This window comes from Phytoactinopolyspora halophila (genome assembly GCF_003287285.1).
GTDB classification, from domain to species: Bacteria; Actinomycetota; Actinomycetes; order Jiangellales; family Jiangellaceae; genus Phytoactinopolyspora_A; species Phytoactinopolyspora_A halophila.
In genome coordinates this window covers 91,981-114,495 of sequence record NZ_QMIG01000014.1, presented here as the reverse complement: position 1 = coordinate 114,495, position 22,515 = coordinate 91,981, and the positions used below count along the sequence as shown (strand labels likewise).

Here is a 22,515-nt window from a genome sequence, read left to right as displayed (position 1 = left end):
TGCTCCTGTGACCATCCAGCTGACCCTGTTGTCCCGGGTGGCCTATCGCGGCCAGGAAATCAGCGGCACCCGGCTGCGTAGCCTCCTGGCGATGCTCGCCGGTGACCTGCATACGGGCTGCAGCACTGCGCGGCTGGTGGAAGGGCTGTGGCGGGACGAGCAGCCGGAGAATCCGGCCAAGGCTCTGCAAATCGTGGTGTCTCGTGCCCGGACGCAGCTGGGGAGCGACCTCATCATCACCACGCCCACGGGTTATCGCTTGTCCTTGCGTGATGACGAGGTCGACGCGTCGGCCATCCTGCACAGCGCATCCGCGAGCGCACGGTGTTCGCGTGCGGGTGATTACGCATCCGCGCTCGCGCATGCCGAGGATGGTCTCGCGTTGTGGGAAGAAGCCGAGAGCGACGACACAGCGTCCGACGATCCGGTGTCCGCGCTGCGCGCCGAACGCGCGTCGACGTATCGATCGCTGGTGCGTGCCCGCGCGCTGGCGTTGTCCCGGCTGGGACGTTACGCCGAGGCCGTCGAGCCGCTCGCCGATCTGATCCGCGAGCGGCCACGGGACGAGGAGCTGTTGCGCGAGCTGCTGTTTTCGGAAGCGGCGACGGTCGGCGCACCCGCGGCGCTGGTCCGGTACGAGACGTATCGCCGCACCCTGCGCGATGAGCTTGGCGTCGACCCCGGCGCCGATCTCCAGGACGTACACCGGCAGCTGTTGCACGAGGCGGAGCCCGCGGTCCGGCACGGTGTCGTGGAAGAGCCGAACGCCTTGCTCGGCCGCGACGGCGACGTTGCTGCCGTTGCCGACCTGATGCGCACATCGCGTGTCACGTCGATCGTCGGTGCCGGTGGATTGGGCAAGACCCGGCTCGCGCACGCGGTGAGTCGCCAGGTCGAGCAGCGGTCCGTCCACGTCGTCGCACTTGCCGGTGTGACCTCCGATGACGATGTCGCCAGCGAGGTGGCGTCGGTCCTCGGCGTGGGGGAGTCCCGGCGTGCTTCAGTCGGCCACCGTGCCGTCCCGTCGGATCTGCTCGGTGGTATCGCGAACGCTCTTGGTCACGGACCAGCGGTGCTCGTCCTGGACAATTGCGAGCACGTCATCAGCGGTGTGGCCGAGCTGGTACGTTCCCTGCTGTCGATGACGCAGCACGTGCGGGTGCTCACCACGAGCCGCGCCCCGCTCGGGCTCTCGTCGGAGTCGGTATACATGTTGCCGGAACTGGACCGGTCGACGACCGTCGAGCTGTTCGAGCAGCGCGCGAGAGCGGCGCGATCGGATGTGGATCTTCCTGCCGGCACGGTAGCGGAACTGTGCCGGCACCTGGACGGATTGCCGCTCGCGGTGGAACTGGCGGCGGCCCGGGTCAGGGTCATGTCGGTCGCCGAGATCGTCGAAGGTCTCAAGGACCGCTTCGGCTTGCTGCGTGGTGGCCCGCGGGATGCGCCCGAACGGCATCACACGCTGCGTGCGGTCATCGAGTGGAGCTGGAACCTCCTCGATTCGGCCGGTCAGGCGTCCATGCGCGCGTTGTCGATTTTCCCGGGCGGATTCACCGCCGCTGCCGCGGCATACCTGCTCGACGAGGAGGATGTCCGCCACGTTCTGGAGCAGCTGGTGGACCAGTCGTTGCTCAAGGTGTCCGGCGCGCCGTCGGGCACCCGGTTTTCGATGTTGGAGACGGTCCGCGAGTTCAGCGCCTCGCTGCGGGAGGAGGCAGGGGAGACCGAGGATGTGATCGACGGCTTCTTGGCCTGGGCACGCGATTTCGGTATGGCCTACCACGAGTCACCATTCGGCGCCGAACCGTTCGTGGCCACGGAACGGATCCGGACCGAGCAGGACAACCTGATGCAAGCGCTCCGGTACGGAATCGCCCGGGTGGATGGCGCGACGGTCGCGGCGACGTCGGCCGTCCTCGGGAGCCTATGGATTGTCGAGACGAACCACAGCCGGCTGACGACCCTGGTCGGCGACAGCGCCTGGGTGCTGTCGCACTTCCGGCCGGAGCCGGAATTCGTCGACGTCGTTCGGGCCGCCTCGACACTCAGCGTCGCGAGCGCGTTCATGCTTGAAGGGCCCAGTCCGGTCCGCTCGTTGGTGACACTCCGCCGGTTGCCGCAGGCCCCACCGAATACGTTTGTTCGCGCCGTCGCGACGGTGCTGCGTGCCGCACCCGAGTTCCGCGGGCCGGATCGCTCCGCGTTGCACGCGCTGTGCGACAGTGACGAGCCGCTGGTTGCCGGGATCGCCAGAGGTATCGCTAGCTACCTCGCAGAGCAGGAAGGTGACCTGGAAGGCGCGTTGGTGGCAGCCGACGGGATGGCCGAGTCGCTCGCCGATTCTGACGTCCCCTGGATGCGGTTGATGGCCCAGACCCGGGTTGCCGAACTGAATGTGAATCTCGAACGGGGCGTCGAAGCGCGCTGGTATTTGGAGTCGGCCTTACGTGTACTGGAGGAACTCGGGGGATCGGACCACATCGGCATTCGGGGAGCGCTGGCGCTGGTCAATCTGAGCCTGGGCGACATCGATGAGGCCGAGCGCTGGCTGAACCTGGTGACCTGCGATCCGGTAAACGACAGCGTGGCGGATCTCGCGTTCGGCGTCGGAGTGCGAGCGGAGATCGCGCTGGCACGTGGTGATCGTGATACGGGCCTGCGGTTGTGGAGGCAGGCGTTCGACCAGCTGAGGAACGCGGAGAGCCCGTTCACCGGGGGTGATCCCGCCATGGATCCGTGGCTCCTGGAGATCCAGGCCGCCGCCGTGGTCGCGCACGCCCACCACGGCCGGCTCGATCTCGTCGAGAATATCGCGGGTGAACTACCGCCCAAGGTGTCGACGATGCTCGCCAATCCGGTCAACAACCCGCCGGCGTACCTCATGGAGCTCGCGGTCTGCGGTGCGATCCTGCTGGCGCTGGCCATGGTGGACATCGACCATGGCCAGCGCAGTGGCGACGAGCACGCTACCCGGTCAGGGGTGCGGCTCGTCGCTTTGGCGGAGCGCTTCCGATTCGTTCGGAATTTCCAACCGACCATGTCCTCCGCACGTGCCCGTGACGTGGCAGAACAGGCCGATAGGCCGGCGTACGAGGACGCGGTGTCCTCGTACGCCGGCCTCACTGGGGACGAGCTGCGAGCGGTCGCACTCAAGGTCTTGCGGAGCCGCCGGCCGAGCTGACTACGCGGGATCCCGGCTGTACAGCTTCCTCGCCCAGAGATACCCGACGAGTGCGATGCCGACGCACCAGGCGATGGAGATGATCGCGTCGTCGCCGATCGGGCTGCCCATCAGCAGGCCGCGCAGCGTCTCGATGATGGGCGTGAACGGCTGGTACTCGGCGAACCAGCGCAGTCCGGTCGGCATGGACTCGGTCGGGACGAATCCGCTGCTGAGAAACGGCAAGAGCACCAGGGGCATCGGGAGGTTGCTCGCGGCCTCGACGGTCTTGGTGACCATTCCCAGCGCGACGGACAACCAGATGATCGCGAACGTGGTCAGCGCGAGGAGGCCGAGGACGCCGAGCCATTCGATCGGTCCGGCAGTGGGCCGGAAGCCGACGAGCAACGCGACGCCGGTGACGACGGCCATGCTGAGTATCGTCTGGATCAGGCTGCCGACGACGTGCCCGGTCAGCACCGAGACGCGCGCGATGGGCATCGTGCGAAACCGGGCGACGATGCCTTCGGTCATATCCATAGCGACAGATATCGCCGTCCCCTGCGCTGTGCTGGCGATGGTGATCAGGATGATGCCGGGGGTGACGTAATTGACGTACTCGGCACGGCCGCCGGACATCTCGCCTAGCCCGGCACCAAGGGTGCCGCCGAAGACATAGACGAACAGCAGCAGGAAGATGATCGGCATGCCGACGAGTAGCACGGTCATGGACGGGTAACGCGCGATGCGGCGAAGTTGACGCCGCAACATCGTGGCCGAGTCGCTGAGGGCGTAGGTGCGAACGCTCATTGGGTGGGTTCCTTCTCGTGTTCGGAGGGGTGACCGGTGAGGGCGAAGAAAACGTCGTCGAGGTCGGGTGTATGCACGGACAACTCCTCGACCTCGATCGATTCGTCATCGAGCCGATCGAGTAGTGCTTTCAACGACCGGACGCTGCCGTCGCTTGGAACCTGCAGCGTGAGCGCGTCGTCGTCGCGCGAGACCTCACCGAGCGTGTTAGCTGCGGACTCGAGCCCGCGTACGTCAGTGAATTGCAATCGGATGTGCCCGCCAGAGACCCGGCGCTTGAGTTCGTCGGCGGTTCCCTCGCCGACTATCCTCCCCTGGTCGAGAACCGCGATCCGGTCGGCGAGCTCATCTGCTTCCTCCAGGTACTGCGTGGTCAGGAACACGGTGACGCCACTGGCTACAAGCTCCCGGATGATCTGCCACATGGTGTGACGGCTGCGCGGGTCGAGGCCCGTGGTCGGTTCGTCGAGGAAGATGATCCGGGGGCTGGCAACCAGCCCCATCGCGAGGTCGAGACGGCGCCGCATGCCACCGGAGTAGGTGGCTACGTATTTCGAGCCCGCATCGACCAGATCGAACTGGTCCAGCAGCTCGGAAGCACGCCGCCGGCCAGCTCTCTTGTCCAAATGGTGCAGGTCAGCCATCATGATCAGGTTCTCTTCGCCGGTCAGGAGGTTGTCGACGGCTGAGAACTGGCCGGTGACGCCGATTGCGGCGCGGACGTCATTGGGCTCGCGGGTGAGATCGTGGCCGGCGACGCGCACCTCGCCGGCGTCGGGGCGGATCAGGGTAGACAATATTCGGACGACGGTGGTCTTTCCGGCGCCGTTGGGCCCGAGTAGGGAGAAGATCGTTCCCTCGGCGACGTTCAGGTCGATGCCGTCGAGCACGACCTTGTCACCGAACGACTTGCGCAGTCCGGTCGCCGTGATCGCGGGCTGAGATGGATTCTTGGTCATGCACGGAAGCCTGCACGTTGCGAGGTTCAGCGCGGTTTCACGACGGTTTCGGGCCTTCACTCGGCCGGAAGGCCACTTCTTGGGTCTGCGGAACGTCCAGAGCTTTCCAAGGAGGCCTGAACGTTCCGCAGACCCAAGAAGTCAGGCTCGCCGGGCCATCCCGACGGCCGGAGAGCCTGACTGATCTCAGGGCAGGCTGGGCGGGAGCCCGAAGGGCGTGAAGTTCTCGGTGCCGATGAACGAGGTGATCTCCGCGATGTGCCCACCGCGCACGGCCAGGACGTTGATCGACCACGCCCGATGTGCTCCGGCGTCGTCGTTCCAGAGGTAGCAGGCCACGGCGGGCTGCCCGTTCGCGCTGGTCGGCAGGTGACGCCAGGATCCGCAGCTGGTCAGCGGTACCTTGATGGCGAAATCGGTGACCGCGTCGATGCCCTGATACCAGTGCGGTAGTGGTGGCATCGACCAGGTGACATCTTCGGTGAGCAGGGCGACGAGAGCGGCGGCGTTGCCGTGTTCGAGCGCGCTGGCGAATCTGGAGACGATCTCTCGTAGGCGGACGTCGCCCGTTTCGTGCAGTGTCTGCTGCTGGGTAGCCGACGGGACCTTGTCGGCGATGGTCGCCCGAGCACGCTGGAGTGCGCTGTTGACCGAGGCGGTCGAGGTGTTCATGATGGTGGCGATCTCGGCAGCGGAGAAGTCGAGGACCTCGAAGAGCAGTAGCGCTGCGCGCTGATTGCCGGGCAGGTGCTGGAGAGCGGCGACGAAGGCGAGTTCGACGGCTTCGCGTTGCTCGTAGCGTGCATCCGGGCTGCTCGGAGCGCTCGGGAGGGCGGCGTCGGGGTAGGGCCCGAGCCAGGCGACGTCGTTTCGTGGCGTATCTCCGACGACGGCGCGTTCGCTGGCCGGGCCGACGTCGATCGGTAGTGCCCGCCTGTCACGAGCCTCGGACGCGTCCAGACACGTCCGGGTGGCGACGGTGTACAGCCACGAGCGCATTGAGCCCCGACCCTCGAAACGCGCGAGTCCGCGCCACGCCCGCACCAGGGCTTCTTGCAGGGCGTCGTCGGCATCGTGCGCGGAGCCGAGCATGCGGTAGCAATGGGCGTGCAGTTCCCGGCGTAGTGGCTGAACGAGCCGGGAGAACGCGGCATCGTCCCCGGCTCGCGCCTGGGTCAGGTCGAAGTCGCCCGAACCCTGCATGTCGGGCTCCGGCGTGGAGGCGGAAAATATCTCGCTCACAACCGATGATTCTGCCGCATTATGGGGGGTCCTGTTCTATGACCGAGTATCCATCCACGTCAGAAGGACCATGATGAGCCACGATACGACCGTTCCAGCACATGCCAGAACTCTCGACGTGCCCGGCGCGCGGCTGTACCACGAGGTGCGCGGTGCGGGCCCGCTCGTCGTGCTCGTCGGCGCTCCGATGGACGCCACATCTTTCGAGCCACTGGCCGAGCTGCTCGCCGTCGACCACACCGTACTCACCACCGATCCTCGGGGTATCAACCGCAGCCCGGTCGACGACCCGGAGCAGGATTCGACCCCCGAGATGCGAGCCGATGATCTCGCGCGGCTCGTGGAGCACCTCGACGCCGGGCCGGCCGCGCTCCTGGGTTCCAGCGGTGGCGCCGTCTCGGCCCTGGCGCTCGCGCAATCCCGTCCCGATCTGGCCCACACCGTGATCGCGCACGAACCTCCGCTGATCGAGCTGCTCCCCGACCGGGCCGAGCGGCACGCCGGGAATGACGAGGTCATCGCCCGGTGGATCGCGGGCGATCACGTCGGATCGTGGAGGGCGTTCCTCGACAACGCGAACATCGTCCTTCCCGAGGACGTGTTCCAGGCCATGTTCGCGCAGGAGCCCGATCCGCAGACTCGTGCGGACACGGATTTCCAGAACCGGCACATGCTGCGGCCAACCACGTACTGGCGTCCCGACATGTCGACGCTGCGGTCCGTGCGCTCGCGCATCGTCGTGGGCATCGGTGAGGAGTCGGCAGGAGAGATCTGCGATCGCACCTCGACGGCGCTGGCCTCAGCGCTCGGCGTCGAGCCGGCGATGTTCCCGGGCGGTCACCTCGGCTTCGCCGACGACCCGGCCGCGTTTGCGGCTCGGCTGCGCGCCGTGTTGTACGAGGTGTGATCCGTACGGACAGCTTCCGTGTGGATAGCTCGTGCCCTGGCTGCCGCGACAACCAGCGGCGGCCCGTCAGTACTCGGTCAGGTCCAGCAGGGTGCCGTCGACGTCGTGCAGGGCCAGTGTCGTCGGTCCTTGTGCGGCGGGCCGCCGCGGCGCGTCGACGACGGCCCAAGTACCCGGGAGGTCGTCGTGACCGGCTGCGACGATGTCGAGGCGTGCTCCGTCGTGGCCGCGGAGGCACCACGGAAACCCGTCGACCGTGTCCGGTGTGGCGACCCGAATCTGGAGCGCGTCGCCGTCGGCAGCGGACTGGCGGACGGGTGGGTGCTCGCGATCGAACCAGGCGGCGTTCTCGCCGGGCATGGGCCAGCTCTTGTCGGTCAACGACGAGAAGACATCGGGATAGTCGGTGATCACGATGTCGGCACCGAGGTCCACGGCCGATGTCATCCGGTCGACCGAGTTCAGTGTCGCCGCGGCGATCGGAAGGCCGAGCGCGCGTGCCTCCTGCACGTCGATGGCGCGCAGCTCGGGCCATACACCGCCGAATGTCAGGATCGGCAGGTGCGGTTCGAAGGTCGCGGCCTCGATCCTGCGGGCCAGCATCCCCAGGGGGTACTCGGGTGCGTGGCGGTGCATCCGCCGCAACGGGGCGACGTCGAACGACCACACCATGATCTCCGCTGGTCGTATCTCCGACTGAGAGGCCCGCAGCTGGCGTGCGAGATCTTTCTCGATGCCCGGATACCGCTCCGCATCCTTGAGCTCGAGCATCAAGGCGATGCCATCCAGCTCGAGGACTTCGGACAGCGTAGGTATGCGCTCACCGGCGTAGGCCGGGTCGAACCAGCCGCCGGCGTCCAGCTCGCGCAGCTCGGCGAGCTCGAGGTCGGCGATCACGGCCGGGGCGCTCTCCGGGCGGCGAGCGGCGTGATCGGTCGTGCGCAGGACGTTCATATCGTGGGCGACGACGAGGTGGCCGTCGCGCGTGCGATGGAGGTCGACCTCGATCCACGTGGTGGAACCCGACGTCAGGGTTCGTTCGATGGCGGCCAGCGTGTTCTCGGGTGCGTAGCCGGCCCCTCCCCGGTGGGCGATGCAGCGAGCCATGGCTACTTCGTCCCGCTCATGGCGAAGCCCCGCACGAACCGTTCCTGGAGCAGCATGAAGATGATCAGCGGGGGGATCATCGTGATCACTGCACCGGCCATGATCACGCCCCAGTGGTTGCCGTCGACGACGTCAAGGAGCCGTACCAGCCCGACCTGCACCATCATCAGGTCCGGTTCCGAGACCGCCCAGCGTGGCCACAGGTACATGTTCCAGACGTAGATCACGTCGATGACGGCCAGAGCGCCGATGATGTTCCAGGACAGGGGCACGAGGAACGAGACCAGGAAACGAAACGGGCGTACCCCGTCGACCTGGGCGGCTTCGACGAGCTCCCGCGGGATCCGCAGGAAGTGCTGCCGAAACAGCAGCGTTCCGGTGGCCGAGGCGATGAACGGCAAGATCAGTCCCTGGTAGGTGTTGAGCATCTGCATGGACCCGGCGAGATCGTAGAGCGCCCGGATCAGCACCTCGGTGGGCATCATCAAGGTGAACAGCACGAGAGCGAACCACAGGCCTTGCAGCCGGAACCGGAAGAAGACGAACGCGGCGGCCGAACACAGGGCGAGTATGGTCTTGCCCAGTGTCACCATGGCGGTGACGAACAGCGTGTTCGTCATCATCCGCCCGATTCCATACCGCTCCCAGACGGTGGTGGCGTTCGCGATCAGATCGGTGCCGGGTACGAGGCTGGTGGAAACCGACGCTCCGAGGTTCTGCGTGGCTTTGATCATGGCATACAGGATGGGAACCATGAACAGGAACGTTGCCGTGGCGAGGATCGCATGGGTCGCGATCACCGTGCTCTTACGTGGTCGCACACCTCGCTCCTCACTGGTACGTGACCCGTCGCCGGCCCTGGCGAAGCTGGACAGTGGTGATGTAGGCGACCGCGGCGAACAGCAGCACCGACTGGGCAGCCGCCAGCCCGATCCGATCGTTTCGGAACGCGTTCTCTGTCAGCTCGAAGATCAGGATGCTGGTCGCATCGAGTGGCCCACCCCCGAACACCTCCGCGATCGCGTACGCGTCGAAGAAGGCGAACACCGTGCTCGTGACGAGCAGGAACAGTGTCATCGGCGACAACAAGGGAAACGTGACGTGCCGGAATCGCTGCCACGGTGACGCGCCGTCCACCAGCGCAGCTTCGAGCGTGTCCGTTGGCAGTGTCTGGTAGGCGGCGGTGTAGAAGACGAGGTTGTACCCGACACGGTTCCAGATCAGCGCGATGATCATCACGATCTGCGCCAGCGTGCGATCGCGGAACCATTCGGGTTGGATTCCGAACGGTTCGAGTGCGGAATTGACCAGCCCGAAGTTCGGGTTGAAGATCACCAGGAACACGATGCCGCTGATGGCCGTCGACATGGCCAGCGGCCAGATCAGCATGAGGCGGTACATGCGCGCTCCGCGGATCCGCTGATTGAGCAGCGCCGCGAGGAACAACGCGATGCCGATACTGCCAACGATCACGATCCCGGAGATGACGACGGTTCGCACGATCGAGCCGTAGCTCGCTGGATCCGTGACGAGCCGGACGTAGTTCTCCAGCCCGCTGAAACGTTGCTGCTGTCCGTAGAAGCGAACGCTGAACAGCGATAGCGCCACGGTCCGCAGCATCGGGTAGTACAGGAACAGTGCCAGGACGACCGCGGTGGGCAAGAGGAACCAGAAGGCAGTTCTCCCGGGGGAGAACGTCGCCGTATGCGGCTGGGCGAAGGCGCTGACCCGGCGCGCCTTTCGCGGCCGCGGCCGCCCCGCATCCGACGTCGGGGGCGCCGGCGTGGCCGGCGCCCCCGAGTTGTCCTCGACATGAGCCATCGACAGCCCGTTCAGGATCCCTCGACGTCGGCGTTATACTCCTCCAGCGCAGCGTCTGCCCGTTCCTTGTTGGCCGAGAGCGCGTCAGCTGGATCCGTGCCTTCGAAGAGGGTTTCCTCGACCGCGTCGAGCACGATCTCACGGATCTCCGGGAACGGGCCCATCACCGCCCCCTGCGTGGCGGGCGTCACGGTCGTCTCTTCGAGCTGCTGCACGGCAGTGGCGAAGTTCGGATTCTCGTCCCACCAGCCTTCGGCATCCAGGGCCTCGTTTGTGTCCGAGCGAACCGGGAAGTATCCCGTGAACTGGTGCCAGGCGATGTCTTGCTGCTCTTCGGACAGCCAGTTCACGAATTCCAGGGCCGCCTGGGTCTCTTCCTCGGAGTGACCGTCCAGGATGTACAGCGACGCGCCACCGATGACCGTTCCGTGCCGCTCCGCGTCATCGGGAATGGGCATGAATGCCGTGCCGAGCTCGTTCCCGAGCTCCTCGAGCGAGGCTTCGTACGTGCCCACAGCGGCGGTGGAGTCCATCGCCATGGCGATCTGGCCGTTGGCCATCAGCGTTCGCGGGTCATCCCAGTCCTCGCGCGCCCCGGAGGTCAGCCAGTAACCGCGCTCGTCCATCTCCTGCCAGAATTCGAGCACGTTGACCGCTTCCGGAGAGTCCAGCAACACCTCGGTCGCCCGGCCGCTGCGGCCGTTGTCATTGTTCGCCAGCAGGCCACCCTGTTGGGCGACGGTCTGCTCGAAGAACCACGAATGGATCGGCATGCCGAAGCACGCGTCGCTCACACCGGCGTCCATGATCTGTTCGCACGCGTCGAGAACCTCGCTGAACCGCTCCGGAGGATCATCCGGGTCGAGGCCGGCCTCTTCGAAGAGGTCCCGGTTGATGTAGACGATCGGGTTCGACGAGTTCCACGGCGCGCTGTACAGATCTCCGGTTTCGTCGGTGTAGTAGCTCGACACCGCTGGCACGTAATCGTCGGGGTCGATGATTCCCTCGGTGTCGAGTTCGTGAATCGGGGCGAAGATCCCGGAGTCGCGCGCTAGCTGTACGCCGATCTCGTAGAGCTGCACGATGTGGGGCGCCTCGTCCGTGCCGGCCGCGACGATGGACTGATCGAGAACCTCGTTGTAGGTCCCCCGCATCTGTGCGTTGACGACGACGCCGTCGGTCTCTTCGCTGTACTTGGCGGCGAGCTCGTCGTTGATGAATTCTTCGTTGTCGCCACCGAGGCCGTGCCAGAACGTCAGGACGATGTCGTCCTCTTCGGCGCCCAGATCCTCGGCGTTGGCGTCATCCGCCGTCCCCGACTGGTCGGTCGCCGAGTCTCCACATGCGGCCAGCAGCAATGCCGCCGCGGCGCCGGCTGTCAACACCTTCGTCGTGCGCATTTACCACCCTCCTTGCCTGGCACCGGACGGCTAAATCGTTGTACGAGTAGGTACTCTCGCATGCCCGCTGTGCGGTGTCCAGAGCGCTCGTTGCTCCCTTTTGCTGGTGCCGTTTCCTCCGGGGGTCTAGTGTCACCCGCGTCCGTGAACCGTCGGAGCACGTCGGGCAACCGCGCGGTGTCGGCCGGGTTGCGGTCGCCGTCCGGCATGGTCCAGGCCGTGCGGTGACGCGGATCGGGCCGTTCGGTTCGTCGAGATTCGCGGCCCGGGCCTCTCGACTATGAATTCAAAGTGAAATATTTTCGATTCGGTAATAGATTGGCGATGGAGGGACGGACGGATGGCCGAGCGAACCGACTACGAGATCTTCGAAATCCCGGAGTTCACGCTGGAGTGCGGCACGACGTTGCGACCGGCGCGGCTGGCTTACAAGACATACGGGACGCTCGACGCGGACAGGTCGAACGCCATCGTCTACCCGACGTGGTATTCGGGCAGGTTCTGGGAGAACGAGTGGCTCATCGGCCCCGGCATGGCACTTGATCCGGAGCGCTGGTTCATCATCGTGCCGAACATGTTCGGCAACGGCCTGTCCTCGTCACCGTCGAACACGCCACCACCGCAGGATCGAGCCCGATTCCCGCGTATCAACGTGCGGGACAACGTCGAGGCGCAGTACAGGCTGGTGACCGAGCAGTTCGGCATCGAGCACCTTGCCCTGGTCACGGGATGGTCGATGGGAGCGGGGCAGACCTACCAATGGGCAGTGAGCCATCCGGATATGGTGCGGAGAATCGCGCCGTTCTGCGGATCGAGCAAGACCAGCCTGCACAACATCGTCTTCCTCGAGGGAGTCAAGGCCGCGCTGAAGGCGGACGGCGCGTATCAAGGCGGCTGGTACACCGAACAGCCCGTAGGCGGGCTACGGGCGGCGGCCCGGGTCTACGCGGGGTGGGGCTTCTCGCAGGCCTTCTACTGGAACGAGGTCTACCGGCAGCTGGGGTTCACGTCGCTCGAAGACTTCCTCGTCGGCTTCTGGGAAGGATTCTTCCTGGATGGACGTGATGTGAACAACCTGCTGTGCATGGCAGACACGTGGCAGCAGGGTGACGTCGGCGCCACGCCGGGCTTTGCCGGCGATGTCACCCGGGCACTCGCATCGATCCGCGCGAAGGCGTTGATCATGCCGGCCGAAAAGGACCTGTACTTCCCGCCGGAGGATGAGCGTTGGGCGGCGAACCACATCCCAGACGCTGAGGTCCGCGTCATCCCTGGCGTCTGGGGTCACTTCGCGGGAGGCGGCGCGAACCCGGACGATACCCGGTTCATCGACGAGGGCATCGCCGAGCTCCTCGCCGCCGAAGGCGCCCCGCTCGGCTGACGAAGCGCATCATCGTTATTCGCTGGCCGGCTGGCGATCGACGAACGCGGCATCGCGCTCCTGCGAGGCCAGCATGGTGTCCAGGTACGACATTGTGCCCTCGTTCAGCAGCTCGCGACCGGCGGAGACGAGCGCGCCATAGGCGGTCCACGCCAGCGAACTTCCCGTGGAGACCCGGCGTACGCCGAGCGAAGCCAGCTCGGCCGTCGACGGCACGCCCGGTAGCGTGAGAACGTTCACGGCTCCACCGACGTCCCGGACCACCCGTTGAATATCGTCGGTCTTCACCAGGCCCGGCGCGTACACGACCTCGGCTCCCGCATCGCGATAGGTGGTGAGACGCTCGATGGTGTCGTCGAGGTCGTCGACACCGTAGAGGTGGTTCTCCGCCCGTGCGGTCAGCACCAGACCGCGCCGAGCCGCGACGTCGGCGGCCTCTGTCACGCGTTCGGTGGCCACCTCCAGCGGCAGGATTCCCGTAGCCGGGTCGTAGTCTTCGATCGAGCAGCCCGCTGCCCCGGCTTCGGCGAGCAGCTCGACCGTTCCGGTGATACCGCCGGGCTCGTCTGGATAGCAAAGCTCGGTATCGACGCTGACGGGGATTGAGATGGCGGCGGTCAGGGACTCGACGTGGGTCAGCAGTTCGTGTCGGCCCACGTTCTGGTCCAGCCGTCCCAGCGAACCGGCGTATCCCGAACTCGTCGTCGCCACGGCGGAGAATCCCAGGTGCTCGAGGAGCCGCGCGGATCCGATGTCCCACGCGTTCGGCAGTACGAACAGTCCGTCGTCATGCAAGGCCCGGAAGGCGTCTGTCGTGCTCATGTCACTGTCCCATCGTTGAAGTCCGCAGGGCTGCACTCAGCTACCGCCACGCCCACCTGTCATGATCAGCGAGGACGCGACCGGTGTCCTGGCACGCGATCTCGATGATCACGGGCAACGGTCAGGCAGGTAGCAGTAGCAGCTTTCCGGTCGTCTTCCGTCCTTCAAGATCTTCGTGTGCACGTCGCGCTTCGGCAAGCGGATAACGGCCTCCAATGCGAACGTCGAGGGTGCCGTCGCCAGCCCAGCGCAACAGATCATGTGCGCGCCAGCGAAGTTCGTCGTCGTCACGTGTGTAGTGCGCCAGCGTCGGACGGGTCAGGAAGAGCGATCCCTTGGCGTTGAGTGTCTGAGGATCCACGGGCGGTACCGGTCCACTCGCCGCTCCGAAGAGTGCGAGCGTACCGCGTATGCGCAGGGCCTCGAGACTGTCTTGGAAGGTCGCCTGACCCACGCCGTCGTACACACACGCCACGCCTGCGCCGCCGGTGAGCTCGGTAGCCCGTGCGGCGAAATCCTCGTACGAGGCAATCGCGTCTGCTCCGGCGGCAGTGGCCAGTTCGGCCTTCTCGGCCGTGGACACGGTCGCCAGCACGTGACCGCCACGCAGTTTGGCGATCTGCGTCAGCAGCAGCCCGACGCCGCCCGCGGCCGCATGCACGATCACCCAGTCTCCCGGCTGGACCGGGTACGTCGACACGGCAAGGTAGTGTGCGGTCATTCCCTGGAGCAGAAGGGCAGCCGCGAGCTCATCGGAGACGTTTTCGGGAATGGGGATCGCCTCGTGTGCCGGAACCACCACGTGTTCGGCATAGGAACCCAGGGCATTCTTCCAGACCACACGGTCACCGGCGGCGAGGCCGTCGACGCCGGAGCCCACCGCGCGAACCGTACCGGCACCCTCGATGCCGGGGACGAACGGTGTGGCAACGGGATACAGGCCCGAGCGTTGATACGTGTCGATGTAGTTCACTCCGGCCGCCGAAACCTCGACGAGCACGTCGTTGTCTCCAGGTTTCGGCGGGTCGATGTCGGTCGGTTCGAGGACGTCGGGGCCGCCGACGTCACGTATCCGTATCGCGCGCATCATTTACCACCTCGTCGTCGGTTTCGAGGTCAGGACCTTTTGGACTCTATCCCGTGAGCCGGACCATCCCGATTTCCGGTCACGGCTCACGACGGTTTCATATCTCCGCATCGTGCCGGGCGGCGAGCTGGCCGCATGCGGCGTCGATATCCGTGCCGAACTGGGTACGGCGCGTCGCCCGGACACCACGGGCGTGCAGGTGCTGGGCGAACTCGCGGACGGTGTGTTGCTCCGGCGGCGTGAACTCGGCTGGTAGCCCGGGCGCCTGGTTGAACGGGATGAGGCTGACCATGAACAGATCTGGACGTTCTCGCGCGAGGATCCGCGCGGCCAGCGCGTCGGCGTGCTCACGGGAGTCGTTGAGTCCGCCGATTAGCAGGTAGGCGAGGTAGGTGCGGCGGTTTGTCACCGTGACGTGCTCCTCAAGAACGTCGAGGCATTCCGCCAACGGATACCGGTGGTGCAAGGGAATGAGCTCACTGCGCTGTTCGTCGAAAGGAGAGTGCACGGACAGGGTGAGCACGACACCGGGGTGGCGCTCGACGAGTTGCTGCATTCCGGGCAGGAAGCCAACCGTCGAGACCGTCACGCGGCGCGGTGAGAAACCGAGGAACGAGGCATCGGTGAGCAGATCGATGGCCGCCAGAGTATGCGGATTGGCCAGGGGCTCGCCCATGCCCATGAAAGCCACGCTGTCCGGACGGCCGTCGGCCAGCAACACCTGATCGATGATCTCGTCGGCTCCCAGGTTGCGGACGAGCCCCATGGTTCCGGTCGCGCAGAACGTACATCCGAGGCCGCACCCCACCTGGGACGACAGGCACAGGGATGTCCACCCGGCTGCGTATTCGAGACGGACCGATTCGACGCGCCCGCCCTTCGGTGACGCCAGGAGAGTCTTGGTGACGTGGGCGGAACGTTGGCTGGTGAGCGGCTGCAGGGTCGTGACGTGCGATCCGAATTCGGCGGTGAGGTTGTCCCGGAGCTGCCGTGGCAGCTCGGACATGGAGGCGAACTCAAGGACGCCACGCGTCACGGCGTGCATGATCTGGCGGAATCGATAGGGAGGGTGGCCTTGCTGCTCGACGAAGTCGGCCAGGGTGCGGTAGCGCGGAGGCGGGTTCGGCAGGTGATGAACGAGCATATCCAGCTCCAATAACGATGCGATCGAAAGATGCGAAGACAGCCCTGTGGCGGTGTCGCTACAGGGTGAGGAGCTGGATGCCGATCACATAGTGATGATTGTGCCGATCCGATAGCTGGTGGCACAACTACTTTTTCGTCGCGTCAGCGGGCGGCGCATGGCGGCACGTCCTGCCCGAGCTCGGTGGCGGATCCGGGTTCGTCCCCGGGTTGGGCCTGGCCTTCGAATCGTCGATGTTTCATCTAACGAGACACTGGAGTCCTCGATACGGGTGGAGGGCGGGTGCTGCGGTAAAAACCTGGCCCTCCCCCCTTTTGTTGAAGACGGGGCGACCGTACTATGAAATTCAAGTATTGATCCACAAAACAAGGTGGTTCGCGTCATGGCTCTTGGATATCGATCCTTCCTGTACGTCGACCCGGATCAGCCCGTGGTCGACACCCTCATTGCCCATCTGGACCGCTGGTTGAGTAACAAGGGGATCGGCACCCCTGCCGGGAAGCCGGGGCACTACGTCAGGGGCAAGAACGACGTGATCACGGTCGTGGACGACGAGGAGACCGACTGTCGCACCTACCGCTGGCGTCGCGAACATCCGTACGCGCAGGGTGACGGGGACATGTGGCGTACCACCGTCACGGCCGTGGAGCGGCCACATGCGGCCGGCTTCTGGTGGACCGAGGTCGAACTGCCTCTCACCCCGCCCCCGGACGGGGCCATGTCCTCCACGTTCATGTCGGCGCCCGGATTCGTCCGGGAGATTCTGGGCGAGTTGTCCTGCCGGGACGGGCAAACACCGGTGCTAGCCACGCCGCAGTGGGTCAGTGAGGAGTATCTGCCCGACCTCATGGATCATCTGGCCGACGGCACTCGCCGGGGTCCGGTCCTCGTTGCTAGCCATCACGGGCGAGAGCCCGATGAGCTGGAGCGATGGTCAGTCCGCGTCTCGTGGCAGCTCGCCGGGCTCGGTACGATGTTCCTCCTCGATAAGGAGATCGAAAAGGAATTCAACGAGATGGTCGGGCGATCGCATGCTGTCGCGCCGGGCACCGTCCGGACATATGCGCCGCAGGTGTGTCTCGACGACTCGCACGATCCGAAGCGGCACCGGACGCTGGGAAACCAGCGGATCAGATACAACCCGGCGAGCCGGGTTTGCTACCTCCTGGGTATGGCTCAGCGCGATCGCACGTCCCGGATCCCCGTGCCGGAGGAAGCCCGAGACGTCGACCTCGAACTGGTGAACAAGGAGAAGGAGATGCGGCCGGACGGGAATCACGCAGAGGTCGTACCGCTACCGTCGGTCCAGCGCAACGGGACGAGCGCCAAGACGCTGAGTAGCGCCACGCCGAACGGACGGCACTCACCGGCGCCACCCGCGCAGCAAACGCAGCAGCGTACGCAGCCACCCAGCCAGCTCGAGGGCCACGCGAGCAATGGCGACTCGCCGCAGCCCGTTGCCCGGGCGGGCGGGCACCATGGGACGGAGTTTCAGGACGCCCGGTCACCGGCCGAGCTCCAGCACGAGAATGCCGCGCTCCGCGAGCACATCCAAGTTCTTTCCGAGATGCTCGGAAACTACCAGCGCTGTGAGAGGGCGATCCTTTCCGCCGTGAGCACGTTGAACGACGAGATGAAAACACTGCGGAATCGGCTCCGCGAGCAGCGAGCGAACGGCTCGGCCGAGACCCCGGGCGACCCTGAGACGACGAACACGCCCTAGCGTCCCTTCGTGATCGATCCCGTCGCGACTCGGTCGCGACGTGGCAAGCCGGGTCAGGTATCGGTGAGCTCGCCCGCAAGATAGGCCGCGTAAGCGGGAAGGTCGAGCTGTCCGTGACCGGACAATCCGAGCACGACGGCTGTTGGCGTGGATGATCCGCGCAGGTCGGCAACGGCTGCGGCGAGCCCATGACATGCCTCGGGCGCCGGAACGATGCCTTGCGTGCGCGAGAACAGGATACCTGCCGCGAACGCGTCTTGCTGGCTGATCGCCTGCCCCTCGACATAGCCGAGTTCGACGGCGTGACTGAGCAGGGGCGCCATGCCGTGATAGCGCAGCCCACCTGCATGGATAGGGCTGGGCACGAAGTCTTGCCCGAGGGTGTGCATCTTCAGCAGCGGTGTGAGCCCGGCCAGATCGCCATGATCGTAGCGATACTCACCTGCTGTGAGGGACGGACATGCGGACGGCTCGGCGGCCACCACGCGGGTCGCGGCGCGTTCGTGCAAGACCTCTCGGAGGAACGGAAAGGCCAGGCCGGCAAGGTTGGAGCCTCCGCCCGCACACCCGTAGATGACGTCTACGGAATCCTCGCCCGCTGCCCGAAGCTGTGCGATAGTCTCTTGCCCGATGACCGTCTGGTGGAGAAGGACGTGATTGAGCACGCTCCCCAGCGCGTATCGCGCAGCCGGATTGCTCGCGGCGACCTCGACTGCCTCGCTGACAGCGACGCCGAGACTTCCGGGTGAATCCGGGTCGTCAGCGAGTACCGCGCGGCCGGACTCGGTCAGCTCCGACGGGCTCGGGTGGACCGTGCCGCCGTAGGTTTCGATGAGGTGCCTGCGGTACGGCTTCGTCGCGTATGACGCCTTGACCTGCCACACTTCGAGATCGATGCCGAACATGGCGCACGCGAAAGCCAGGGCGCTGCCCCATTGCCCTGCACCGGTCTCGGTGGTCAATGTGGTCACGCCGTCGTCGGCGTTGAAATATGCCTGGGCAACGGCCGAGTTCACCTTGTGGCTGCCGACCGGGCTGGCTCCTTCGTACTTGACGTAGATGCGCGCGGCCGTGCCCAGCTCCTGTTCGAGGCGGGTCGCACGGAACAGCGGTGACGGGCGCCACGTCGCGTAGATGTCGCGAATCGGTTCCGGGATCTCGATATAGGATTCGCTGGCCGCTTCCTGGGCGATCAATGCCTTCGGGAACAGCGCGGCGAGATCCGCGGGCTGGATGGGCTCTCCGGTGCCCGGATGAAGCGGCGGCGGGGGAGGCTTCGGGAGGTCCGCTGTGATGTTGTACCAGTGCGTGGGAACGGCGACCGCCGGCGACGACGTGGACATGCGGTGATTCTCGTGGCCCCGACCGCCTCCGCACAAGTACGCGTTCGGGGTATGTCGCGGACGCGTCCGTGCGTGTTTGCGGTGCAGCCGGGCCGCGGCTATACGCCGAGTCCTGGGACGGTGTTCTCCGCGGGTACGCGCTCGTCTGCGGGTGGTGGTCCCGGAGGTGTCCCGTCGCCGAAGGGCCGCCCTCCGAGTTCGTCCCGGTGATGCGGCGCTAGCCAGCCGTCGAGGCGAGGGCCTGCCGGAACGATCTGGGTGGGATTGATGTCGGTGTGCACCACGTAGTAGTGCTCTTTGATCTGAACGAAATCGATGGTGTCGCCGAAGCCGGGTGTCTGGAACAGATCGCGCACGTATGCCCAGAGGACGGGCATCTCGCTCAGCTTGTTCCGGTTGCACTTGAAGTGGCCGTGATAGGCGGCGTCGAAACGAACCAGTGTGGTGAACAGTCGGATGTCAGCTTCCGTGATCGTGTCGCCCACCAGGTAGCGCTGCTTGGACAGCCGTTCTTCGAGCCAGTCCAAGCGGCTGAAAAGTTGCTCGTACGCGCGTTCGTATGCGCGTTGCGATCCGGCGAAGCCGCAGCGGTAGACGCCGTTGTTCACGTCGTTGAAGATCAACTCTGCGACCTCGTCGATTTCCGGGCGCAACCGCTCCGGATACAGGTCGGGCGCACCGTCTCGATGGTGGTCCTGCCATTCGGTCGAGAAGTCGAGGGTGATCTGCGCGTAGTCGTTCGTCACGACCTGGCCGGTCGGAACGTCGACGATTGCCGGTACGGTGATGCCCCGCGGATAGTCCGGGAACCGCGCGAAGTACGCGTCCCGCAGTCTGGGAATGCGCAGAACGGGATCGACACCACCCGGATCGAGGTCGAAAGTCCAGCTGCGCCAGTCGTGAACGGGTCCGCAGATTCCCATCGACAGGACGGGCTCCAGTCCCAGGAGCCGCCGGACGATCGCCGTCCGGTTGGCCCACGGACAGGCGCGCGCGATGATCAGTCGGTACCGGTTCGGCTCGACGGGATACCCGTCGCGGCCATCAGCGGTGATGCGGGTGGGGATGTAGTTCGTGTCCCGGGTGAACTCCTGGCCCTCTGCGACGTATGTCCCTGCGGTGCCGTGTTCGTCGTTCGCGTCCGTGGTCATCTCATTCCTTGCGTCGGCGAGGTGTCGAGGTGTTCTCGTGTTCAACATATCCGTATTGCCGGTGCGTTACCTTGTCGATTATGAGCGGGACCTCGGCGCCGGCCGAACAGGACATCCGGCGGGACCACAACCGTTTTGGCCGGGAATCGGCACATGCCCCCGGCGGCGCGGGCGGCTCGGCGAACGACGACGCCTGGCAGCGCTGGCAACGCCCCCGCCCCAGCCCAGAGGAACTGCGCAAGGACGTGTGGGTGGCCGCCCTTGTCATGGCAGGAGCTCTGGTCGCGACCGTTCTGGTCAACAGCATGGGCGCGCTGGCATTCGGGGATGCTCCGGCGTTGGCCGAACAGCTGGCATGGGGAGTGGCGCTGACCGCGCCACTGGCGGTTCGGCGGCGGTTTCCGGTGCTCGTGGCCTTGATCGTCGCGGGCCTGTTCATCGCAGCGCAAGCCCGCCATGTCGGAGACAACTTCGTCCCGTCCCTGGCCCTCTTCCTCGCGATCTACAGCTTGGGGGCGTGGGGTGCGGATCGGGTGGTGGCGCGCTGGGTGCGCGTCGGCATCATCGTCGCCATGTTCGGCTGGCTTGGTTTCGGCATGACCGAGACCCTCATGAGCCCGGCGCCCGACTTCGACGGAGCTGCCGGCCCGCTTGACCCGCTACTGGCGATGACCGTGCACACGATCGGTTTCAACCTGCTGTTCTTCCTGGGTGCCTACTTTTTCGGCAACATCGCCTGGGAGTCGGCGCGTCGCCAGCACGAGCTCCGGGTGCAGGGCGACCAGTTGCGTCGTTCCCAGATGGAGAACGCTCGTCAGGCCGTTACGGCCGAGCGGTTGCGTATCGCCCGGGATCTGCATGACGTCGTGGCTCACCATGTCTCGGTGATGGGCGTTCAGGCCGCAGCCGCGCGGCGGGTCTTTGATTCCGATCACAACCTGGCGCGTAAATCGCTGGATGCGGTGGAGAGCACGGCACGAACGGCAATAGGAGAGCTACGCGGACTGCTGGGTGTGCTTCGTGCCGAGGCACACGATGACGGCGCAGGCGAGCGGGCAGGGGAAGGTGACGGTCCGCACGTCTCGGCGCCCGGGTTGGAGGAGATCGAGGATCTCCTCCAGGAGACTCGGGGGACCGGACTGCGTGTCGAGTACAGTACGTTCGGTGAGCCGCGACCGGTGCCGGAAGCCGTCGCCCTCACGGCATATCGGATCGTGCAAGAAGCGCTCACGAACACGGTGCGGCATGCGGGCGCCTCGGAGGTCGATGTGCGGGTGCGATACCTCGACCGTCTGCTGGAGGTCGAGGTCAGCGACGACGGGCGGGGCGCTGCCGTGGAACCCGAGCCTGCTGGACATCGTGAGCGCAGCGATGCCGGCGGTCTGGGGCTGGTCGGGATGCGAGAACGCGTGGCCGTCCACGAGGGCGAGCTCGAGGTAGGCGCCCGCCGGGGTGGTGGCTTCCGGGTTCGGGCACGGTTACCACTCGAGTTCCGGACCGAGGACGAGAGCGCGGGATCGGGCGCTGCCAGTGCGACGACACCGGTGCCGGATACCTCGGGGCACCGGCCAGATTCGGTGGTGGAGTGATGAACGCTGGCGATACGCGGCCGATCCGGGTCGCCCTCGTTGACGATCAGGACCTGGTACGTGCCGGTTTCCGGGTCATCCTCGGAGCCGAACAGGACATCGAGGTCGCCGGTGAAGCCCGCAACGGCACCGAAGCGGTGGAGCTCTGTCTCCGGGTGGAGCCGGACATCGTGCTGATGGACGTGCAGATGCCGCACATGGATGGCCTCGAGGCGACCAAACAGATTCTGGGGACGCGTCCACCGGGAACGGGGAGCCCGAGCGAGCGGGATGCGCCCCGGGCGATCGATAACGGGTTCACCAATCAGGGTGGTACTGGCTCGCCGGTCAAGGTCATCATCTTGACGACGTTCGATCGTGAAGACTACCTGTTCGAAGCGCTACGTTCCGGGGCGAGCGGTTTCCTGTTGAAGAACGCCAGCCCGGACGACCTGGTCGAGTCGGTGCGCGTGGTCGCGAGGGGCGATGCGCTGCTGTCACCGGAGGTCACGCGGCGCGTGATCGAGCGGTTCAGCGCGCCTCCTGCCGTTGCCGGCACCCATCGTCCCCCGGAGTTGACGGATCGAGAGTACGAGGTGCTGGTTCTGCTGGCGCGTGGGGCCACGAACACCGAGATCGCCGAGCAGCTCTACTTGGGTGAGACGACCGTCAAGACGCACGTGTCACGCGTCCTGATGAAGCTCGATCTACGCGATCGCACGCAGGCAGTGGTTTTTGCCTACGAGAGCGGTGTTGTCGCTCCGGGGGGAAGCGTGTCCTGATGCCTCGGTGACTCGTGGTGGCCGGCAGGCTCCGGCCGATTCCGATTCCGGCTCCGGTGCGCCGGGCTGGGTGATGGTTCGCGCGAATGACCCGCGAAATCGCTC

18 protein-coding genes are annotated in these 22,515 nt (G+C 65.8%); 6 read left to right on the top strand and 12 right to left on the bottom strand.

What is annotated here, in order from left to right; translation table 11 throughout:
* Window positions 1–7: 7 nt before the first annotated feature.
* On the top strand, window positions 8–3,184 hold the full coding sequence (locus tag DPM12_RS13730; RefSeq protein ID WP_112258891.1) for an ATP-binding protein: 3,177 nt from the start codon (window positions 8–10) through the stop codon (window positions 3,182–3,184).
* Here DPM12_RS13730 and DPM12_RS13725 read toward each other — a convergent pair whose 3' ends face one another.
* The 3 genes from DPM12_RS13725 to DPM12_RS13715 all read right to left on the bottom strand — a co-directional run bounded on the left by DPM12_RS13725 (window position 3,185) and on the right by DPM12_RS13715 (window position 6,135).
* Window positions 3,185–3,973: an ABC transporter permease gene (locus DPM12_RS13725; protein ID WP_112258890.1), complete on the bottom strand. Its 789-nt coding sequence runs from the start codon at window positions 3,971–3,973 to the stop codon at window positions 3,185–3,187.
* The gene (locus tag DPM12_RS13720) at window positions 3,970–4,932 is read right to left on the bottom strand and encodes an ATP-binding cassette domain-containing protein (RefSeq protein ID WP_112258889.1); all 963 of its coding nucleotides are present in this window, start codon (window positions 4,930–4,932) and stop codon (window positions 3,970–3,972) included. The genes DPM12_RS13725 and DPM12_RS13720 overlap by 4 nt, the downstream gene beginning before the upstream one ends.
* A gap of 186 nt (window positions 4,933–5,118) precedes the next feature.
* Window positions 5,119–6,135: a sigma-70 family RNA polymerase sigma factor gene (locus tag DPM12_RS13715; protein ID WP_112258926.1), complete on the bottom strand. Its 1,017-nt coding sequence runs from the start codon at window positions 6,133–6,135 to the stop codon at window positions 5,119–5,121.
* Between the two features lie 112 nt (window positions 6,136–6,247).
* On the opposite strand from DPM12_RS13715, the gene DPM12_RS13710 reads away from it, so the two are divergent.
* Entirely contained in the window at window positions 6,248–7,081 is an 834-nt protein-coding gene (locus DPM12_RS13710; RefSeq protein WP_112258925.1) for an alpha/beta fold hydrolase, read from the top strand.
* 66 nt (window positions 7,082–7,147) lie between these two features.
* On the opposite strand, the gene DPM12_RS13705 is transcribed toward DPM12_RS13710, so the two are convergent.
* From DPM12_RS13705 to DPM12_RS13690, 4 genes are read right to left on the bottom strand one after another with little or no spacing between them, the layout of a single operon-like run.
* Entirely contained in the window at window positions 7,148–8,188 is a 1,041-nt protein-coding gene (locus DPM12_RS13705; RefSeq protein WP_112258888.1) for a glycerophosphodiester phosphodiesterase, read from the bottom strand.
* 2 nt (window positions 8,189–8,190) lie between these two features.
* Window positions 8,191–9,009, bottom strand: a complete 819-nt coding sequence (locus DPM12_RS13700; protein WP_123788593.1) for a carbohydrate ABC transporter permease — start codon at window positions 9,007–9,009, stop codon at window positions 8,191–8,193.
* A gap of 10 nt (window positions 9,010–9,019) precedes the next feature.
* The gene (locus DPM12_RS13695; protein WP_112258886.1) at window positions 9,020–10,009 is read right to left on the bottom strand and encodes a carbohydrate ABC transporter permease; all 990 of its coding nucleotides are present in this window, start codon (window positions 10,007–10,009) and stop codon (window positions 9,020–9,022) included.
* 11 nt (window positions 10,010–10,020) lie between these two features.
* Window positions 10,021–11,409, bottom strand: a complete 1,389-nt coding sequence (locus DPM12_RS13690) for an ABC transporter substrate-binding protein (protein ID WP_112258885.1) — start codon at window positions 11,407–11,409, stop codon at window positions 10,021–10,023.
* Window positions 11,410–11,749: 340 nt separating this feature from the next.
* Here DPM12_RS13690 and DPM12_RS13685 point away from each other — a divergent pair, with 340 nt between their 5' ends.
* Window positions 11,750–12,790: an alpha/beta fold hydrolase gene (locus DPM12_RS13685; protein WP_112258884.1), complete on the top strand. Its 1,041-nt coding sequence runs from the start codon at window positions 11,750–11,752 to the stop codon at window positions 12,788–12,790.
* Window positions 12,791–12,805: 15 nt separating this feature from the next.
* Here DPM12_RS13685 and DPM12_RS13680 read toward each other — a convergent pair whose 3' ends face one another.
* The 3 genes from DPM12_RS13680 to DPM12_RS13670 form a co-directional block, all read right to left on the bottom strand.
* The gene (locus tag DPM12_RS13680) at window positions 12,806–13,612 is read right to left on the bottom strand and encodes an isocitrate lyase/PEP mutase family protein (RefSeq protein WP_112258883.1); all 807 of its coding nucleotides are present in this window, start codon (window positions 13,610–13,612) and stop codon (window positions 12,806–12,808) included.
* A gap of 121 nt (window positions 13,613–13,733) precedes the next feature.
* On the bottom strand, window positions 13,734–14,702 hold the full coding sequence (locus tag DPM12_RS13675) for a quinone oxidoreductase family protein (RefSeq protein WP_112258882.1): 969 nt from the start codon (window positions 14,700–14,702) through the stop codon (window positions 13,734–13,736).
* Between the two features lie 94 nt (window positions 14,703–14,796).
* Window positions 14,797–15,843, bottom strand: a complete 1,047-nt coding sequence (locus tag DPM12_RS13670) for a radical SAM protein (RefSeq protein ID WP_112258881.1) — start codon at window positions 15,841–15,843, stop codon at window positions 14,797–14,799.
* Between the two features lie 382 nt (window positions 15,844–16,225).
* Between DPM12_RS13670 and DPM12_RS13665 the strand changes: the two genes are divergently transcribed.
* Window positions 16,226–17,566 (top strand): hypothetical protein, encoded by a 1,341-nt coding sequence (locus tag DPM12_RS13665; protein ID WP_123788592.1) that lies wholly within the window; start codon window positions 16,226–16,228, stop codon window positions 17,564–17,566.
* 53 nt (window positions 17,567–17,619) lie between these two features.
* Here DPM12_RS13665 and DPM12_RS13660 read toward each other — a convergent pair whose 3' ends face one another.
* Together DPM12_RS13660 and DPM12_RS13655 are read right to left on the bottom strand one after the other, a co-directional pair.
* Window positions 17,620–18,909, bottom strand: a complete 1,290-nt coding sequence (locus tag DPM12_RS13660; RefSeq protein WP_112258879.1) for a TrpB-like pyridoxal phosphate-dependent enzyme — start codon at window positions 18,907–18,909, stop codon at window positions 17,620–17,622.
* Window positions 18,910–19,007: 98 nt separating this feature from the next.
* Window positions 19,008–20,060 (bottom strand): glutathione S-transferase family protein, encoded by a 1,053-nt coding sequence (locus DPM12_RS13655; protein WP_112258878.1) that lies wholly within the window; start codon window positions 20,058–20,060, stop codon window positions 19,008–19,010.
* 80 nt (window positions 20,061–20,140) lie between these two features.
* Between DPM12_RS13655 and DPM12_RS13650 the strand changes: the two genes are divergently transcribed.
* Both DPM12_RS13650 and DPM12_RS13645 read left to right on the top strand, forming a co-directional pair.
* The gene (locus tag DPM12_RS13650) at window positions 20,141–21,649 is read left to right on the top strand and encodes a sensor histidine kinase (protein WP_112258877.1); all 1,509 of its coding nucleotides are present in this window, start codon (window positions 20,141–20,143) and stop codon (window positions 21,647–21,649) included.
* Window positions 21,649–22,410, top strand: coding sequence for a response regulator (locus tag DPM12_RS13645; protein ID WP_112258876.1), 762 nt, complete (start codon window positions 21,649–21,651; stop codon window positions 22,408–22,410). Before DPM12_RS13650 ends, DPM12_RS13645 begins: the two co-directional genes overlap by 1 nt.
* Window positions 22,411–22,515: the final 105 nt, after the last annotated feature.

What these genes read in the sequence shown, in the direction of transcription:
- DPM12_RS13725 (WP_112258890.1), bottom strand. Translation starts at nt 3,973, where the DNA reads ATGAGCGTTCGCACCTACGCCCTCAGCGACTCGGCCACGATGTTGCGG.
- DPM12_RS13720 (WP_112258889.1), bottom strand. Translation starts at nt 4,932, where the DNA reads ATGACCAAGAATCCATCTCAGCCCGCGATCACGGCGACCGGACTGCGC.
- DPM12_RS13715 (WP_112258926.1), bottom strand. Translation starts at nt 6,135, where the DNA reads ATGCAGGGTTCGGGCGACTTCGACCTGACCCAGGCGCGAGCCGGGGAC.
- DPM12_RS13710 (WP_112258925.1), top strand. Translation starts at nt 6,248, where the DNA reads ATGAGCCACGATACGACCGTTCCAGCACATGCCAGAACTCTCGACGTG.
- DPM12_RS13705 (WP_112258888.1), bottom strand. Translation starts at nt 8,188, where the DNA reads ATGGCTCGCTGCATCGCCCACCGGGGAGGGGCCGGCTACGCACCCGAG.
- DPM12_RS13695 (WP_112258886.1), bottom strand. Translation starts at nt 10,009, where the DNA reads ATGGCTCATGTCGAGGACAACTCGGGGGCGCCGGCCACGCCGGCGCCC.
- DPM12_RS13690 (WP_112258885.1), bottom strand. Translation starts at nt 11,409, where the DNA reads ATGCGCACGACGAAGGTGTTGACAGCCGGCGCCGCGGCGGCATTGCTG.
- DPM12_RS13685 (WP_112258884.1), top strand. Translation starts at nt 11,750, where the DNA reads ATGGCCGAGCGAACCGACTACGAGATCTTCGAAATCCCGGAGTTCACG.
- DPM12_RS13680 (WP_112258883.1), bottom strand. Translation starts at nt 13,612, where the DNA reads ATGAGCACGACAGACGCCTTCCGGGCCTTGCATGACGACGGACTGTTC.
- DPM12_RS13675 (WP_112258882.1), bottom strand. Translation starts at nt 14,702, where the DNA reads ATGATGCGCGCGATACGGATACGTGACGTCGGCGGCCCCGACGTCCTC.
- DPM12_RS13670 (WP_112258881.1), bottom strand. Translation starts at nt 15,843, where the DNA reads ATGCTCGTTCATCACCTGCCGAACCCGCCTCCGCGCTACCGCACCCTG.
- DPM12_RS13665 (WP_123788592.1), top strand. Translation starts at nt 16,226, where the DNA reads ATGGCTCTTGGATATCGATCCTTCCTGTACGTCGACCCGGATCAGCCC.
- DPM12_RS13660 (WP_112258879.1), bottom strand. Translation starts at nt 18,909, where the DNA reads ATGTCCACGTCGTCGCCGGCGGTCGCCGTTCCCACGCACTGGTACAAC.
- DPM12_RS13655 (WP_112258878.1), bottom strand. Translation starts at nt 20,060, where the DNA reads ATGACCACGGACGCGAACGACGAACACGGCACCGCAGGGACATACGTC.
- DPM12_RS13650 (WP_112258877.1), top strand. Translation starts at nt 20,141, where the DNA reads ATGAGCGGGACCTCGGCGCCGGCCGAACAGGACATCCGGCGGGACCAC.
- DPM12_RS13645 (WP_112258876.1), top strand. Translation starts at nt 21,649, where the DNA reads ATGAACGCTGGCGATACGCGGCCGATCCGGGTCGCCCTCGTTGACGAT.